Source organism: Streptomyces sp. NPDC059373 (assembly GCF_042751495.1).
In the GTDB taxonomy this organism is placed as follows: Bacteria; Actinomycetota; Actinomycetes; order Streptomycetales; family Streptomycetaceae; genus Actinacidiphila.
The window spans coordinates 1-13,802 of sequence record NZ_JBHYXC010000022.1 but is presented as its reverse complement, the minus strand read 5'-3'; the positions used below and the strand labels follow the sequence as shown (position 1 = coordinate 13,802).

The 13,802-nt window shown below is 71.3% G+C and carries 14 protein-coding genes, 1 tRNA gene and 1 pseudogene; 6 read left to right on the top strand and 10 right to left on the bottom strand.

The window, feature by feature from the left end; genetic code table 11:
- Nucleotides 1-4: 4 nt before the first annotated feature.
- The 4 genes and pseudogenes from ACFXJ5_RS25890 to ACFXJ5_RS25875 form a co-directional block, all read right to left on the bottom strand.
- On the bottom strand, nt 5-1,063 hold the full coding sequence (locus tag ACFXJ5_RS25890) for an NAD(P)H-dependent flavin oxidoreductase (protein ID WP_384635890.1): 1,059 nt from the start codon (nt 1,061-1,063) through the stop codon (nt 5-7).
- Nucleotides 1,063-1,767: a CoA-transferase subunit beta gene (locus ACFXJ5_RS25885; RefSeq protein ID WP_384635887.1), complete on the bottom strand. Its 705-nt coding sequence runs from the start codon at nt 1,765-1,767 to the stop codon at nt 1,063-1,065. The genes ACFXJ5_RS25890 and ACFXJ5_RS25885 overlap by 1 nt, the downstream gene beginning before the upstream one ends.
- A gap of 267 nt (nt 1,768-2,034) precedes the next feature.
- Nucleotides 2,035-2,814: pseudogene (locus ACFXJ5_RS25880) on the bottom strand (CoA transferase subunit A); the annotation flags it as partial.
- Nucleotides 2,811-3,575, bottom strand: coding sequence for an enoyl-CoA hydratase family protein (locus ACFXJ5_RS25875; protein ID WP_384635568.1), 765 nt, complete (start codon nt 3,573-3,575; stop codon nt 2,811-2,813). The gene ACFXJ5_RS25875 and the pseudogene ACFXJ5_RS25880, both read right to left, overlap by 4 nt.
- 60 nt (nt 3,576-3,635) lie before the next feature.
- Here ACFXJ5_RS25875 and ACFXJ5_RS25870 point away from each other — a divergent pair, with 60 nt between their 5' ends.
- Together ACFXJ5_RS25870 and ACFXJ5_RS25865 are read left to right on the top strand one after the other, a co-directional pair.
- Nucleotides 3,636-4,406, top strand: a complete 771-nt coding sequence (locus ACFXJ5_RS25870) for an SDR family oxidoreductase (RefSeq protein WP_384635566.1) — start codon at nt 3,636-3,638, stop codon at nt 4,404-4,406.
- A gap of 1 nt (nt 4,407) precedes the next feature.
- Nucleotides 4,408-5,319, top strand: coding sequence for an SDR family oxidoreductase (locus ACFXJ5_RS25865; protein ID WP_384635563.1), 912 nt, complete (start codon nt 4,408-4,410; stop codon nt 5,317-5,319).
- 3 nt (nt 5,320-5,322) lie between these two features.
- Here ACFXJ5_RS25865 and ACFXJ5_RS25860 read toward each other — a convergent pair whose 3' ends face one another.
- The 4 genes from ACFXJ5_RS25860 to ACFXJ5_RS25845 form a co-directional block, all read right to left on the bottom strand.
- A complete protein-coding gene (locus ACFXJ5_RS25860; protein ID WP_384635560.1) occupies nt 5,323-6,120 on the bottom strand; it encodes an endonuclease I family protein in 798 nt (265 codons plus the stop codon).
- A 210-nt stretch (nt 6,121-6,330) separates the two neighbouring features.
- Nucleotides 6,331-7,488: an acetyl-CoA C-acetyltransferase gene (locus tag ACFXJ5_RS25855; RefSeq protein WP_384635557.1), complete on the bottom strand. Its 1,158-nt coding sequence runs from the start codon at nt 7,486-7,488 to the stop codon at nt 6,331-6,333.
- Nucleotides 7,489-7,567: 79 nt separating this feature from the next.
- The gene (locus tag ACFXJ5_RS25850; RefSeq protein WP_384635884.1) at nt 7,568-8,191 is read right to left on the bottom strand and encodes a TetR/AcrR family transcriptional regulator; all 624 of its coding nucleotides are present in this window, start codon (nt 8,189-8,191) and stop codon (nt 7,568-7,570) included.
- Nucleotides 8,192-8,242: 51 nt separating this feature from the next.
- Nucleotides 8,243-9,031 (bottom strand): SDR family oxidoreductase, encoded by a 789-nt coding sequence (locus ACFXJ5_RS25845; protein ID WP_384635554.1) that lies wholly within the window; start codon nt 9,029-9,031, stop codon nt 8,243-8,245.
- A gap of 47 nt (nt 9,032-9,078) precedes the next feature.
- Between ACFXJ5_RS25845 and ACFXJ5_RS25840 the strand changes: the two genes are divergently transcribed.
- The 4 genes from ACFXJ5_RS25840 to ACFXJ5_RS25825 all read left to right on the top strand — a co-directional run bounded on the left by ACFXJ5_RS25840 (nt 9,079) and on the right by ACFXJ5_RS25825 (nt 12,241).
- The gene (locus tag ACFXJ5_RS25840) at nt 9,079-10,221 is read left to right on the top strand and encodes an acyl-CoA dehydrogenase family protein (protein WP_384635552.1); all 1,143 of its coding nucleotides are present in this window, start codon (nt 9,079-9,081) and stop codon (nt 10,219-10,221) included.
- Entirely contained in the window at nt 10,218-11,201 is a 984-nt protein-coding gene (locus ACFXJ5_RS25835) for an acyl-CoA dehydrogenase family protein (protein WP_384635549.1), read from the top strand. Before ACFXJ5_RS25840 ends, ACFXJ5_RS25835 begins: the two co-directional genes overlap by 4 nt.
- Before the next feature lie 99 nt (nt 11,202-11,300).
- Entirely contained in the window at nt 11,301-12,083 is a 783-nt protein-coding gene (gene nagB, locus ACFXJ5_RS25830; RefSeq protein ID WP_384635547.1) for a glucosamine-6-phosphate deaminase, read from the top strand.
- A gap of 86 nt (nt 12,084-12,169) precedes the next feature.
- Nucleotides 12,170-12,241 (top strand) — tRNA-Arg (locus ACFXJ5_RS25825).
- Between the two features lie 142 nt (nt 12,242-12,383).
- On the opposite strand, the gene ACFXJ5_RS25820 is transcribed toward ACFXJ5_RS25825, so the two are convergent.
- Together ACFXJ5_RS25820 and ACFXJ5_RS25815 are read right to left on the bottom strand one after the other, a co-directional pair.
- Entirely contained in the window at nt 12,384-13,160 is a 777-nt protein-coding gene (locus ACFXJ5_RS25820; RefSeq protein WP_384635544.1) for a tyrosine-type recombinase/integrase, read from the bottom strand.
- Nucleotides 13,144-13,569: a hypothetical protein gene (locus ACFXJ5_RS25815; RefSeq protein ID WP_384635541.1), complete on the bottom strand. Its 426-nt coding sequence runs from the start codon at nt 13,567-13,569 to the stop codon at nt 13,144-13,146. Before ACFXJ5_RS25815 ends, ACFXJ5_RS25820 begins: the two co-directional genes overlap by 17 nt.
- Between the last annotated feature and the right edge of the window lie 233 nt (nt 13,570-13,802).

Here is a 13,802-nt window from a genome sequence, read left to right as displayed (position 1 = left end):
GGCCCTACGGCAGCCGGGCCAGGGTGGCGGCGGCCTCGGCCATGACGCGTTCGACCAGTTCGGCGCAGGACGGCAGGTCGTCGATCAGGGCGGCGACCTGGCCGGAGGCCATGATGCCCAGGTCGGGGCGGCCGTCGACCATCGCGGCCCGGAGCATCATGGGGGTGTTGGCGGCGAGCAGCACCTGGCTCCAGGTGAACTGCTTCCCGTGCTTGCCCTCCTTCCCGTGCTTCATGGCGAGGCCGTCGCGGACCATGGCGGGCCAGGTCATGCCGGACGTGCGCCGGAAGGCCGCCGCGTGCCGGACCGCGCGCAGCAGGGAGGCGGCCCGCCCGGAGCGTTCGAGCGCCGTGACCAGATCCGTACGCAGCATGCGGTGGGGGAGGCCGTCCACCCGGTCGGTGACGGTGATGTCCTGGCCGGTGGCGGCGAGGTAGCGGGCCTTGACGGCGTCCGGGACCGGGCTGTCGGAGGTCAGCAGGAAGCGGGTGCCCATGCCGATGCCGGCCGCTCCGAACGCGAGGGCGGCGACCAGGCCGCGTCCGTCGTGGAAGCCGCCGGCCGCGATGACCGGGATGTCGACGGCGTCGACCACCTGGGGGAGTAGGACGGTGGTGGCGACCTGACCCGTGTGGCCGCCCCCTTCCGCACCCTGGATGAGGACGGCGTCCGCGCCCCACGCGGCGACCTTCTCGGCATGGCGGCGGGCCCCGACGGAGGGGATCACGACGACACCGGCATCCTTGAGGCGCACGATCAGCTCGCGGGAGGGCGCGAGGGCGAAGGACGCGACCCGTACGCCCTCGTCGATGATGACCTGTACGCGCTCCGCCGCATCGGCCGCGTCGGCGCGCAGATTGACGCCGAAGGGGGCGTCGGTGCGGGCCCTGACCTCGCGGACCGCCGAGCGGAGCCGGTCGGGGGACATCGTGGCGGAGGCGAGGATGCCGAGCGCCCCGGCGTTCGCGGTGGCGGACACCAGGCGCGGCCCGGCGACCCATCCCATGCCGGTCTGGACAAGGGGATGGTGAACGCCGGTCAGTTTGGTGAGCGGCGTTTCGATCATGATATTACCTCGCGGTAACGCAGCCCCACCGGGTCCAGCACTTCGCGGATCAGGTGAAGTTCGGCTGGGGTGGGCTCGCGGGTGTACGGGACCGGGCCTTGCGGTGCGGCGAGTTCGAAGCCGGTGGCCTCGCGGACCTCGTCCAGGGTCACTCCGGGGTGGAGGGAGCGGACGCGCATCGTGTGGTCCGGGGTCCCGAAGTCGAAGACGCCGAGGTTGCTGACGACCCGGCGGATCTCGTGGAAGCGGGTCGCCGAGGGCCCGGCCTCGGCCGCGCGGGCGTAGCCGACCCCGCAGACCATGTCGACCTGCTCGACGAAGACCCGGGGGGAGTGCTTGGGGATCCAGTAACTGGTCGGGTTGTTGAGGGTGTTGACGGGTGCGCCGCGCACACCGAGGAGCTGGCGGGTGGGCCGGGCCCAGTCGCCGACGCAGGAGATGTTCTGGTTGCCGTGCCGGTCGAGCTGGCTCGCGCCCATCATCACGTGCCGCCGCCCACCGGTGACCAGCGCGAGGTGCCGGCGGTAGGGCAGCCAGCCCTCGACGGCGCCGTCCGCGTCGACCAGCAGCGCCTCCCCGTCGGTGAGCAGCAGATCCGGCGCGAAGGTGAGGCGCGCGAGGCGTGCGCCGATGGAGGGGACGGCGCCCATCGGGCTGGCCAGGATCTCCCCGTCGCCACGCCAGACGTCGGCGCAGGCTATGACGCAGTACGTGGCGCGGTCGGGGGAGTGGGGGGACTGCGAAGCGTCGGGAGCTTCCGGGGCTCGGTGGGCCGGGTCGGTGCCGTCTTTCTCCTTTTTTTGAGCGGCTCGGTTCGCCTCCGTTGCGCTGAGTCGCTGTCGACGGTCGATCGTGCTCGCCCGCTCGTTCCTCGCGGCCTGCGCGCGTTCTCTCCCCCAGCGCTTCCGCTGGGAGGTGCCCCCATTTCGACAGCGACCGCTCCACTTCGGCTCACTCGCCGGTGGGGCACCGGAGAGGAAGGGGGTGACGTCCTGGGTGTACGCGAGTTGGGCGGCTTCGTCGCGGTCGTAGTCGGGGGCGCAGGAGGTGAAGTGGGCGCCGCCGGGGGCTTCGATGACGCCGGTGACGAAGTGGCGCTTGACGAGCAGGGACTGGGGGGCGGCAGCCTTGAGGAGGTCGGCGGTGTCGACGACGCGTTCGCAGGAGACGTACGCGGTGTCCGCGGCCTCGCAGAAGAGGTCGTCGAAGTACGGGTCGGGGCCGAGGTATTGGCCGTTGCCCTGGGGGTCGGCGCGGTTGAGGTGGACGAGGGCGGCGTCGAGGTGCAGGGCGGGGACGGCGACCAGGTCCTCGGCGTCCTGGTAGGGCGAAGTGACAGTGCGGAGGTGGGGGTTGACGCGCATGACGTCGGAGCCGAGGCCGGCGCGGATCGGCATGAAGGGCAGGCGGTGGACGGCGGCGGTCAGGCCCCACATGATCATGGCCTCGTCCAGCTCGACGAGTTCGAGGGTGCCTGCCTGGCGGGCGGCGCGGAAGTGCGGCTCCAGCGGGATCGAGTCGAGGGTGACGAAGGCGGTGACCAGTTTGCGTATCCGGCCCGCTGCGGCGAGCAGGCCGATGTCCGGGCCGCCGTACGACACGACCGTCAGGTCCTTCACCTCGGAGCGGAGGATGGCGTTGACCAGGGCCATGGGCTTGCGGCGGGAGCCCCAGCCGCCGATGCCGATGGTCATGCCGGAGGTCAGGCGGGAGGCCACCTCGTCCGGGGTCATGAGCTTGTCCGTCACCGCTTCTCCTTTGTCGACACGAACGCGTCGCGGTGCTTGTCCGCCAGGCCGCTGAGGTTGGCCTCGAAGGTGAAGCCCTGCTCGAAGCGGTAGCTGCGGCGTACGTCCACCGGGTCGATGCCGTTGATCGCGGCCTTGGCCAGGCGGATCAACTCGCCGTCCTTCGCTGCGATTTCGCCTGCTACTTCCAGGGCGGCCGCTTCGAGCCCGGCGCGTGGCACGACCTGCCAGACCGAGCCGTGCCGGTGCAGCTCGGCGGCGGTGACCGTGCGGGAGGTGTAGTAGAGGGTGCGCATGAGGTGCTGCGGGACGAGGCGGGCCAGGTGGGTGGCCGCGCCGAGGGCGCCGCGGTCCAGCTCGGGGAGGCCGAAAGTGGCGTCGTCGGCGGCGACGATGACGTCCGCGTTGCCGACCAGGCCGATGCCGCCGCCCAGGCAGAAGCCGTGCACGGCGGCGACCACCGGGACCTCGCACTCGTACACGGCGGCGAAGGCCTCGGAGCAGCCCCGATTGGCCCCGATGAGCGCGGAGTGGCCGTGGCCCTCGGCGCGGGTGCGCTGCATCTCCTTGATGTCGACCCCAGCGTTGAAGCCCCGCCCGGCCGCCGCCAGGACCACGCAGCGCACCGCCGGATCGGCCCCGGCGGCGCGGACGGCGGCGGCCAGGTCGTACCAGCCCCGGACGGGGAGGGCGTTGACGGGCGGGAAGTCGACGGTGACGACGGCGATGCCTGGTTCGGGGTTCGAGGTGGAGACACCCATACGAGAATCAGCTACCTTTCCACCAAACGTTTGTTAGGGAATATGGGGAAGGTACTCCGTGTGGCTGTGACTGTCGATCTGTCAGAACGCGTCGCCGTCGTGACCGGCGGCACGCGCGGTGTGGGCGCCGGGATCACCCGCGCGTTCCTCGAAGCCGGCGCGCGCGTCGTCATCTGCGCCCGGCGGCCCCCGGAGAAGCCCTTCGGCGACGCCGAGTTCGTATCCGTCGACCTGCGCGATCCGGACGCGACCGGCGCCTTCTTCCAGCAGGTGGGGGAGACGTACGGCCGGCTTGACGTCCTGGTCAACAATGCGGGCGGGTCGCCCTATCGGCTGCTGGGCGAGGTGCCTGCCGTCCGGCATGCGCGGGTCGTCGAGCTCAACCTCATCGCGCCGCTCAACGCCTCGCTGGCCGCGTACGAGCTGATGAGCCGTCAGCCTGGTGGCGGGGCCATCGTCATGATCGGCAGCGTCAGCGGCACCCGGCCCTCGCCCGGGACGGCCGCCTACGGTGCCGCCAAGGCGGGGCTGGAGAACCTCGCCCGGTCCATGGCCGTGGAGTGGGCGCCGCTGGTGCGGGTCAACACCGTGGTCGTCGGCATGGTGCGTACGGAGCTGTCGCGCCTCCATTACGGCGACGAGGCGGGCATCGCCGCCGTCGGCCGCACCGTGCCGCTGGGCCGGCTGGCCGAGCCCGACGAGGTCGGTGACGCCTGCGTCTACCTTGCGTCTGACCGCGCGCGGTACATCAGCGGCGCCGCCCTGCAGGTGCACGGGGGCGGGGAGCGGCCGGCGTTTCTGGATGCGGCAACTGCCAACAAGGAGGCCTGAGATGACCGGTATCTGCGCCGGGCGCGTCGTCATCGTCACCGGCGCGGGGCGTGGCCTGGGCCGTGCACACGCGCTGGCCTTCGCCGCCGAGGGGGCCAGGGTCGTCGTCAACGATCTGGGGGTCGGGCCGGACGGCGGGGGAGGATCGGCGGGGCCCGCGCATCAAGTGGCCGAGGAGATACGTGGGTTGGGGGGCGAAGCCGTCGCCCACGGTGGGGACGTTGCCACCGCCGAGGGTGCCGCCTCGCTCGTCGCGACCGCCCTCGACACCTTCGGGCGGCTGGACACCCTGGTCAACAACGCGGGCTTCCTGCGGGACCGCATGCTCGTCACCCTGGAGGAGGACGACTGGGACGCCGTCATGCGGGTGCACCTGAAGGGCCACTTCCTCCCCCTCAAGCACGCCGCCGCGCACTGGCGTGCCGAGGCCAAGGCGGGGCGTACGGTCGACGCCCGCGTCATCAACACGACCTCGGGCGCCGGGCTGCTGGGCAGCGTCGGTCAGGGCAACTATGCGGCGGCCAAGGCCGGCATCGTGGGCCTCACCCTCGTCGCCGGCGCCGAACTCGCGCGCTACGGAGTCCGCGTCAACGCCATCGCCCCCGCCGCCCGCACCCGGATGACCGAGCACACCTTCGCCGCCGCCATGGCCGCCCCCTCCGGCGACTCCTTCGACGCCATGGCCCCGGAGAACGTCTCCCCCCTCGTCGTCTGGCTCGGCTCCGCCGCCTCCGCCGCCGTCACCGGCCGCGTTTTCGAGGCCGACGGCGGCCGCGTCACCGTCATGGAAGGCTGGCGCCCCGGCCCCACCGCGGACAAGGGCGCCCGCCTCACTCCCGCGGAGGCGGGGGAAGCGGCCCTGAAACTGCTCGCGGAGGCGGAGCCGGGGCTGCCGGTGTACGGGGCGCGTTGACCGCTACCAGATCGAGTCCACCCACTCGGGGTGGTCGATGAACGGGTTCCGGTTGTGCTGGTAGGTGTTGTATATGACGTCGTTGCGGTTCTCCTCGAAGGAGCTCGGCGGGTCCTCGTCGTTCCACTGCTTGAGTACGGAGAGCTTGCCGATGTACGGGGCGCTGCCGTTGCTGACCTTGTCGTTGGGCTCCAGGTCGGCGAAGCCGTCACCGCCGTCGTAGCGCACCGCCATGTAGAGGATCATGCGGGCCACATCGCCCTTGTCCGCGTCGCGGGGCTCGAAGGAGTCCGAGTCGGTGTAGCTTCCGGTCGCCCCGCTGACGGCGCTGCCGCCGTCGTCGAAGTCCTTGTCGCCGCGCGTGCTGTTGACCTGTACGTCCGCGGGGCGCAGGTGGTGCAGGTCGGTACCGGGGCCGGTCGCGGTGCCGAAGTCGCCGTGCGACTTGGCCCACACGTGCTCGCGGTTCCAGTCGCCCACGTCGCCGCCGTTGAGGGACTTGGCGCGCGAGGTGCCGCTGTAGAGCAGGATCACGTTGTTGCTGTTGTTCGGGTCCTGGTCGGTGACCTTCAGCGCGTTCCAGACCGCGTCGTACGAGATCTTGGTCTGGCTGCTGATGATCGTGTGCAGCGAGGACTTCAGGCTCGTGCCGGTCTTTCCGACCGCGTTCTTGTAGTACGTGCTGTCGTACGACGTGGTCGTCGCATCGGCGGCCGGCGGCATGACGACGCCGGTCAGCACGGCGACGGTGGCTGCTATCAGGGCCAGCGGTTTCCAGCGGCTTACGCGCGGGGCGGGCATGTGGGGGTCCTTTCCCGGAGGCTCGCGAATGGCGCATCAGCCCAAGGGGCCATGCGTTCTACGCGGGTTGATAAAGTGGCCTCCGGGAGCGTCGCACGGATGCGCTGGTGGCTGGGTGACGGTCGCGAGTCGGTTGTGTGACGTTGTCATGAACGCGACGACTTTACGCGGGATGCGGCGGGGGGTGCCGTGTGGCCCGTACGCCGCAGGTCAGAGCCGTTCGATGATGGTGACGTTGGCCTGGCCGCCGCCCTCGCACATCGTCTGCAGGCCGTAGCGGCCGCCGGTGCGCTCCAGTTCGTGGAGGAGGGTGGTCATGAGCTTGACGCCGGTCGCGCCGAGGGGGTGGCCGAGGGCGATGGCGCCGCCGTTGACGTTGACGCGGTCGGGGTCGGCGCCGGTGTCCTTGAGCCAGGCCAACACCACCGGGGCGAAGGCCTCGTTGATCTCGACCAGGTCGATGTCGCCGATCGACATGCCGGACTTCTTGAGCGCGTACGCCGTCGCCGGGATGGGGGCGGAGAGCATACGGATCGGGTCCTCGCCCCGCACCGACAGGTGGTGGACGCGGGCGCGGGGGGTGAGCCCGTGCTCGCGGACGGCGCGCTCGGAGGCGATGAGCATGGCGGAGGCGCCGTCGGAGACCTGGGAGGAGAGCGCGGCGGTGAGCCGGCCGCCATCGACCAGCGGCTTCAGCCCGGCCATCTTCTCCAGGGTCGTGTCGCGGCGCGGGCCCTCGTCGGTGGACACGTCGCCGTACGGGGCGAGTTCGCGGTCGAAGCGGCCCTCGTCGATGGCGTGGACGGCGCGCTGGTGGGAGCGGTAGGCGAAGGCCTCCATGGCCTCGCGGGTGATGCCCCACTTCTCGGCGATCATCTCGGCACCGTAGAACTGGCTGACGGGCCGGTCGCCGTAGCGGGCGGTCCAGCGCTCGGAGCCGGCGAAGGGGCCCTGCGTCATGCCGAGGGGTTCGACGGCCTTGTGGTTGGCGTAGCCGATGGGGATGGCGGACATGTTCTGGACACCGCCGGCGACGACGAGGTCCTGGGTGCCGGACAGGACGCCCTGGGCGGCGAAGTGCACGGCCTGCTGGGAGGAGCCGCACTGGCGGTCGATGGTGACCCCCGGGACCTCCTCGGGGAGGCCGGCGGCCAGCCAGGAGGTGCGGGCGATGTCGCCGGCCTGGGGGCCGACCTGGTCGAGGCAGCCGAAGATGACGTCCTCGACGGCGGCGGGGTCGACGCCGGAACGTTCCATCAGGGCGGAGAGGATGTGCGCGCCGAGGTCGGCGGGGTGGACCTGGGACAGACCGCCGCCGCGCCGGCCGACGGGGGTGCGGACCGCTTCGACGATGTAGGCCTCGGCCATGTGACGACTCCTTCGTAAGGTAGTTAACTAACTCGTAAGGTAATTAACTAACGAACCACGAACCACGAACTTCGAACCACTACGACTCGCTGACGGCGATGCCGTCCAGCACCATCGACAGATACTGCCGGGCGATCTCCTCCGCGCTGCGCTGCCCGCCCGGCCGGTACCAGGACGCGGCCACCCACACCGTGTCCCGTACGAAGCGATACGCGAGCCGCAGATCCAGGTCGGCCCGGATCACCCCGGCGGCCGCGCCCCGCTCCAGCGTCCCGAGCCAGACCCGCTCGAACCGCTTCTGCGAATCCGCCAGATAGCCGAACCGCGGCTGGGCGGACAGATGCTTGGCCTCCTTCTGGTAGATCGCGACGGCGGCGTGGTGCCGGTCGATCTCCCGGAACGACTCGGTGACGAGGGCCTCGATGGTCTCCCTGGGGCCCAGACCGCCCGCGAGCACGGCGTCGTACCCCGCCCACAGCTCGTCGAGGAAGGCCGACAGGATCTCGTCCAGCATCGACTCCTTGGAGTCGAAGTGGTAGTAGAGACTGCCCGCGAGCATCCCGCTCGCGTCCGCGATCTGCCGCACGGTGGTGGCGTTGTAGCCCTGCGCGGCGAACACCTTGGCGGCGGTCGCGAGGAGCTCGGCGCGGCGGTCGGGGGGCGGGCTCACCGCTGTCGTCTTCTTCGGCACGTTGCCCGGCACGTTGCCCGGCGCGTTCTTCGGCACGTTTTTCTGCACGGTCCCATTCTCGTCTCACGGGTGCTGGCTGCTGACGGAGACGATCTCCCCGGTCATGTACGACGAATAGCCCGAGGCCAGGAAGACGATCACATTGGCCACCTCCCACGGCTCCGCGTGCCGCCCGAAGGCCTCGCGGGCGGTCAGTTCGGCCAGTAGTCCGGGCGTGGTGACCTTCACCAGGTGCGGGTGCATGGCCAGGCTCGGCGCGACCGCGTTGACCCGCACCCCGTACGCGGCCGCCTCGAGCGCGGCGCACCGGGTGAGGGCCATGACCCCGGCCTTGGCGGCCGCGTAGTGGGCCTGGCCCGCCTGGGCGCGCCAGCCGATGACGGAGGCGTTGTTGACGATGACGCCGCCGCCCGTGCCGGCGGTTTTCATCCGCCGCAGCGCAGCCCGCGTGCAGCGGAAGGTGCCGTTGAGGGTGACGTCCAGGACCCGGTCCCACTGCTCGTCGGTCATCTCGGTGAGCTCGGCCGTGCCGCCCAGGCCGGCGTTGTTGACGACGACGTCCAGTCCGCCGTGCTGCTGCTCCGCGAGGTCGAGGAGGGCGCCGACCTGCCGTTCGTCGGTGACGTCGCAGGGCAGCCCGGCGACCCGCTCGGCGCCGAACTCGTCCACCAGCTCGGCTTCGTACTCCTTGAGGCGGCGCGCGTGGGCGTCGCCGATGACGACCCGGGCCCCCTCCTCCAGCAGGCGGCGGGCGGTGGCGCCGCCGATGCCCGCGCCGGCGGCGGCGGTGACGACGGCGCTGCGGCCGGAGAGGAGTCCGTGACCGGGGACGTACGAGGGTGGTGGAGTCACGACACCGACGTTAATCTACCAAACACTTGTTAGGGAAGGGGGTTCGGGTGGATCTTGACTTCACCGCCGACGAGGAGGCGTTCCGGCGCGACGCCCGTGCCTGGCTCGCCGCCAACGTCCCCGACGCCCCCCTCCCCTCCCTGGAGACCGGACCCGGATTCGCCGCCCACCGCGCGTGGGAGGCGCGGCTCGCCGCCGACCGCTGGTCGGTGGTCTCCTGGCCGGAGGCCTACGGCGGGCGCGGCGCGTCGCTCCAGGAGTGGCTGATCTTCGAGGAGGAGTACTACGCGGCCGGGGCGCCCGGGCGCGTAAGCCAGAACGGCATCAACCTGCTCGCGCCCACGCTCTTCGCGCACGGCACCGAGGAGCAGCGCGCCCGCGTCCTGCCGCCCATGGCAAGCGGCGAGGTCATCTGGGCCCAGGCCTGGTCGGAGCCCGAGGCCGGCTCCGACCTCGCCTCGCTCCGTTCCACCGCCCGGCGGGTGGACGGCGGCCGGCTGCTGAACGGCCACAAGACCTGGTCCTCGCGGGCCGCGTTCGCCGACCGGGCCTTCGGCCTCTTCCGGGGCGAACCGGGGAGCGAACGGCACCACGGCCTGACCTATCTCATGTTCCCCCTCGACGCGGACGGCGTGACCGTACGCCCCATCGGCCGCCTCGACGGCAAGCCCGCCTTCGCGGAACTGTTCCTGGACGACGTCTTCGTGCCCGACGCCGACGTCATCGGCGAACCCGGCCAGGGGTGGCGCGTCGCCATGAGCACCGCCGGCAACGAGCGCGGCCTCACCCTCCGCAGCCCCGGCCGCTTCACCGCCGCCGCCGGCCGCCTCGCGGAGCTGTGGCGTACGTACGGCGACCCGGCGGACACCGCGCTGCGCGACCGGGTCGCCGACGCGGTGATCGGCGCGCGGGCCTACCAGCTCTTCACCTACGCCAACGCCTCACGGCTCGCCTCCGGCCACCCGATCGGCGCCGAGTCCAGCCTCAACAAGGTCTTCTGGTCCGAACTCGACATCGCGCTCCACGAGACCGCCCTCGACCTCCTCGGCCCGGACGGCGAACTCGCCGAGGGGGAGTGGGCCGACGGCTACGTCTTCGCGCTCGCCGGCCCCATCTACGCTGGTACGAACGAGATCCAGCGCGACCTCATCGCCGAACGCCTGCTCGGCCTCCCGAAAGGCCGCCGATGAGATTCCTCCCGGACGACGAACAGCGCGAGTTCGCCCGCACCCTCGACCGCATGCTGACCGCCGCCGACACCCCCTCCGCCGTACGCGCCTGGGCCACCGGCGACCACACCCCCGGCCGTGCCCTCTGGACGCGCCTCGCCGACGCCGGCGTCCTCGCCCTCGCCGTCCCCGAGGCGTACGACGGCGGACTGGGCCCGCTGCCTGTCGAACTCGCCCTGGCCTTCGTCGAGTTGGGCCGCCACGCGGTGCCCGGGCCACTGGTCGAGACGGTGGCCGCGGCCGCCCTGCTGGACGCACTCGGCGACCCCGGCGACCCCGGCCTGGCCAAGGAGTGGCTGCCGCGCATCGCCTCCGGCCGGGCCATGGTCACGCTCGGCTCCGGCCCGTACGTCCTCGACGCGGACGCCTCCGACGCCGTCCTCGTCGTCGACGGCGACCGGCTGCTGCTCGCCGGCGCCCCCGGCCCCGTACGCCCCGGCCTCGACCCGGCGCGCCGCCTCTTCCGCCCCACCGGAGGCACGGTCCTGGCCTCCGGCCCCGCAGTCCTGGCCGCCGCCGACCGCGCCGCCGACCGGGCCGCCCTCGCCACCGCCGCCCAGGCGCTGGGGGTGGGCCTCGCCCTGCTGGCCCGCACCGTCGAATACGTCAAGCAGCGCCGCCAGTTCGGGGCCGCCATCGCGTCCTTCCAGGCCGTCAAGCACCGCCTGGCCGACACCCTCCTCGCCCTCGAATTCGCCCGCCCCCTCCTCCACGCCGCCGCCCTCACCGGCACCGCCCCCGACCTCGCCGCCGCCAAGGCCGCCTGCTGCGACGCCGCCCACGCCGCGGCCCGCACCGCCCTCCAGCTCCACGGCGCCATCGGCTACACCGCCGAGTACGACCTCTCCCTCTGGATCACCAAGGCCCGCGCCCTCCGCTCCGCCTGGGGCACCCCGGCGCAATGCCGCGCGCGGGTGCTCGGCGGGCCGCGTACGGGCTGAGCGTGCTCAAAAACACTCCCACGCCTGCCGGTGGCAGACCCCGATCCGCTAAATTGGTCTACACCACCACACGCACTCCTTCAGATCGGCAGGCCCAGCGTGGAAGTTGTCATCGTTCCGGACGCCGCCACCGCCGGCGAACTCATCGCCGACACCATCGCCGCCCTCCTGCGGCGCACCCCCGACGCCCTCCTCGGTGTAGCCACCGGATCGACCCCGCTGCCCGTCTACCAGGCCCTGGCCGCCAAGGTCCGCGCCTCCGCCCTCGACGTCTCCCGCGCCCGCATCTGCCAGCTCGACGAATACGTGGGCCTCCCCGCCGGCCACCCCGAGTCCTACCGCTCCGTCGTCCTCCGCGAGGTCGTCGAGCCCCTCGGCCTCACCGAAGGCTCCTTCCTCGGCCCCGACGGCTCCGCCGCCGACGTCCCCGCCGCCTGCGCCGCCTACGACCGCGCCCTCGCCCAGGCCGGCGGCGTCGACCTCCAGCTCCTCGGCATAGGCACCGACGGCCACATCGGCTTCAACGAGCCCTGCTCCTCCCTGGCCTCCCGCACCCGCATCAAGACCCTCACCCCCCAGACCCGCCAGGACAACGCGCGCTTCTTCGACACCCCCGACGAGGTCCCCCACCACGTCATCACCCAAGGCATCGGCACCATCCTCGACGCCCGCCACCTCATCCTCCTGGCCACCGGCGAATCCAAGGCCGAAGCCGTCTCCCTGGCCGTCGAAGGCCCCCTCTCCGCCCTCGTCCCCGCCTCCGCCCTCCAGCTCCACCCCCACGCCACCGTCATCCTCGACGACCCCGCCGCCTCCAAGCTCAAGCTCGCCGACTACTTCCGCACCACCTACGCCTCCAAGCCCCTCTGGCAGGCCCTCTAACCCCCACCCCGGCCCGGAAACCCTGTACGCCCCCACCCTCCCCGAGCTGGTAGTGTTTCCCCCGTCGCCGCCACCGCGGCCGACACGCCCCCGTAGCTCAGGGGATAGAGCAACGGCCTCCGGAGCCGTGTGCGCAGGTTCGAATCCTGCCGGGGGCACTCACCGGGAACCAGCGAAAATAGGTCGCTGACCTGCGAAAGTGCCACACATGAAGAGCCGGGCTCAGTCCCACTGAGTCCGGCTCTTTGTCATTGCTACGCACTGATCCCGTGTGAGGAGCGTGTGAGCCACACGGGCGGTTTACGGGCCTTCCTGCTCCCACCCCCTCGCCTTTTCGATCTTCTTGTTGTTCAGCTCCTCGTGACCGTCGATGCAGCCCTCATAGCGGCGGTGGATGACCTCGGGAGAGTTGCCCGCGCGGCGTGCCACCTCAGCTACCGGAACGCCGGCCTTCAGCCAGTTGGTGACGCAGGTGTGCCGCAGGTCGTACGGCCGGTGCGCGAGTGGAGAGTCCACCCTGTCCGGAGGGATCGCGATGGGCCGCGCTTCCCGCCACACCCGCCAGTAGCTGGAAGTACCCAGCACGTCCCCACGCTCGTTGGCGAACAGCCTCCCGTCCTTAGCCGTGCTGAACTCCTTCAGGTGCGCCAGGAGGATCGCCACGAGCAGCGGCGGGAAGCGGACCGGGCGGTCCGTATTCGCCTCTCTCGCCTTCAGCCCCCGCTTGTCGTGACGCTGCCCCGAGTCGGTCCACTTCTTACCGGAGACAGGGCGCGTCTCGCGAAGGGTGAGCGTGCCCCAGCCCTTCTCAGGCAGGTAGCAGTCCGCTCCCTTCAGGCCGACGGCTTCCGTCGGCCGCAGTGCGGCGTACAGCTGGCAGGCGAAGAACGCGACCAACCGTCGCCCACCGTTGCGGTGGACAGAGCCGACGTAGGAGACGGCGGTGAGGAGCTGGGTGCACTGTATGGAGTTGGCCAAGACCCGGGAATCCACCTTGTCGCCGGTGTTGGACGCGGTCCGTTTCACCCCGGCGAGCGGGTTCTCGTCCAGGTATCCCTCCTCAATGGCGTACTCCATCGCCGTGTTGAATCCACGGCGCCGCCGCTTGTACGTCGCGGGAGAACAGCCAGTTTGCCGTGGTGTCACCCAGCTCCATCGCTGCCTCGTACCGGCCGTTGGCAAGCAAGGCGTGCGTTCCGGAGCGCGCGGCAGACGCCAGTACGAGGGGGTCATCGGACGCGTCCGCAGCTTGCATGGCTCGCTCTGCCGCAAGCCATGAGATGTCTGACTCCCCGATTTTCGCGAGGGTTGTAGCCGCAAGATGGAGCGTCCGGGCCGACACTGCCCAACAGTCGTGCCGATCCTCTTCGCGACGTGCCGCGCGATCCTCCAGCTCTTGTGCGGTCTGGAGAAGCGCCGGGAGTGCGGCAATCACGCTGCCGAGCCGACCGCCCTGATAGTCGTTCCATGCCTTCTCGATGCGCACTGCGGCCGGGGCCGGGGCGGGAGCTGAGCCTCCACCTCCGATCCGAAGAGGAGACGGGAGAGCCCCCGCGGGCTCATGAGCGTGTCACGCACCGCCGACACGTCGTCCTGCTGCTTCTCGTCCTCGACGAGCACGGACTACTGACCTTGAATGCGTGGTGTCGTGGGGGCTGACGGGTGGTGATCCCTGCGGTATGCCGTGTGTATGAGGTACGCGCAGGGCGGTGGCTTGAC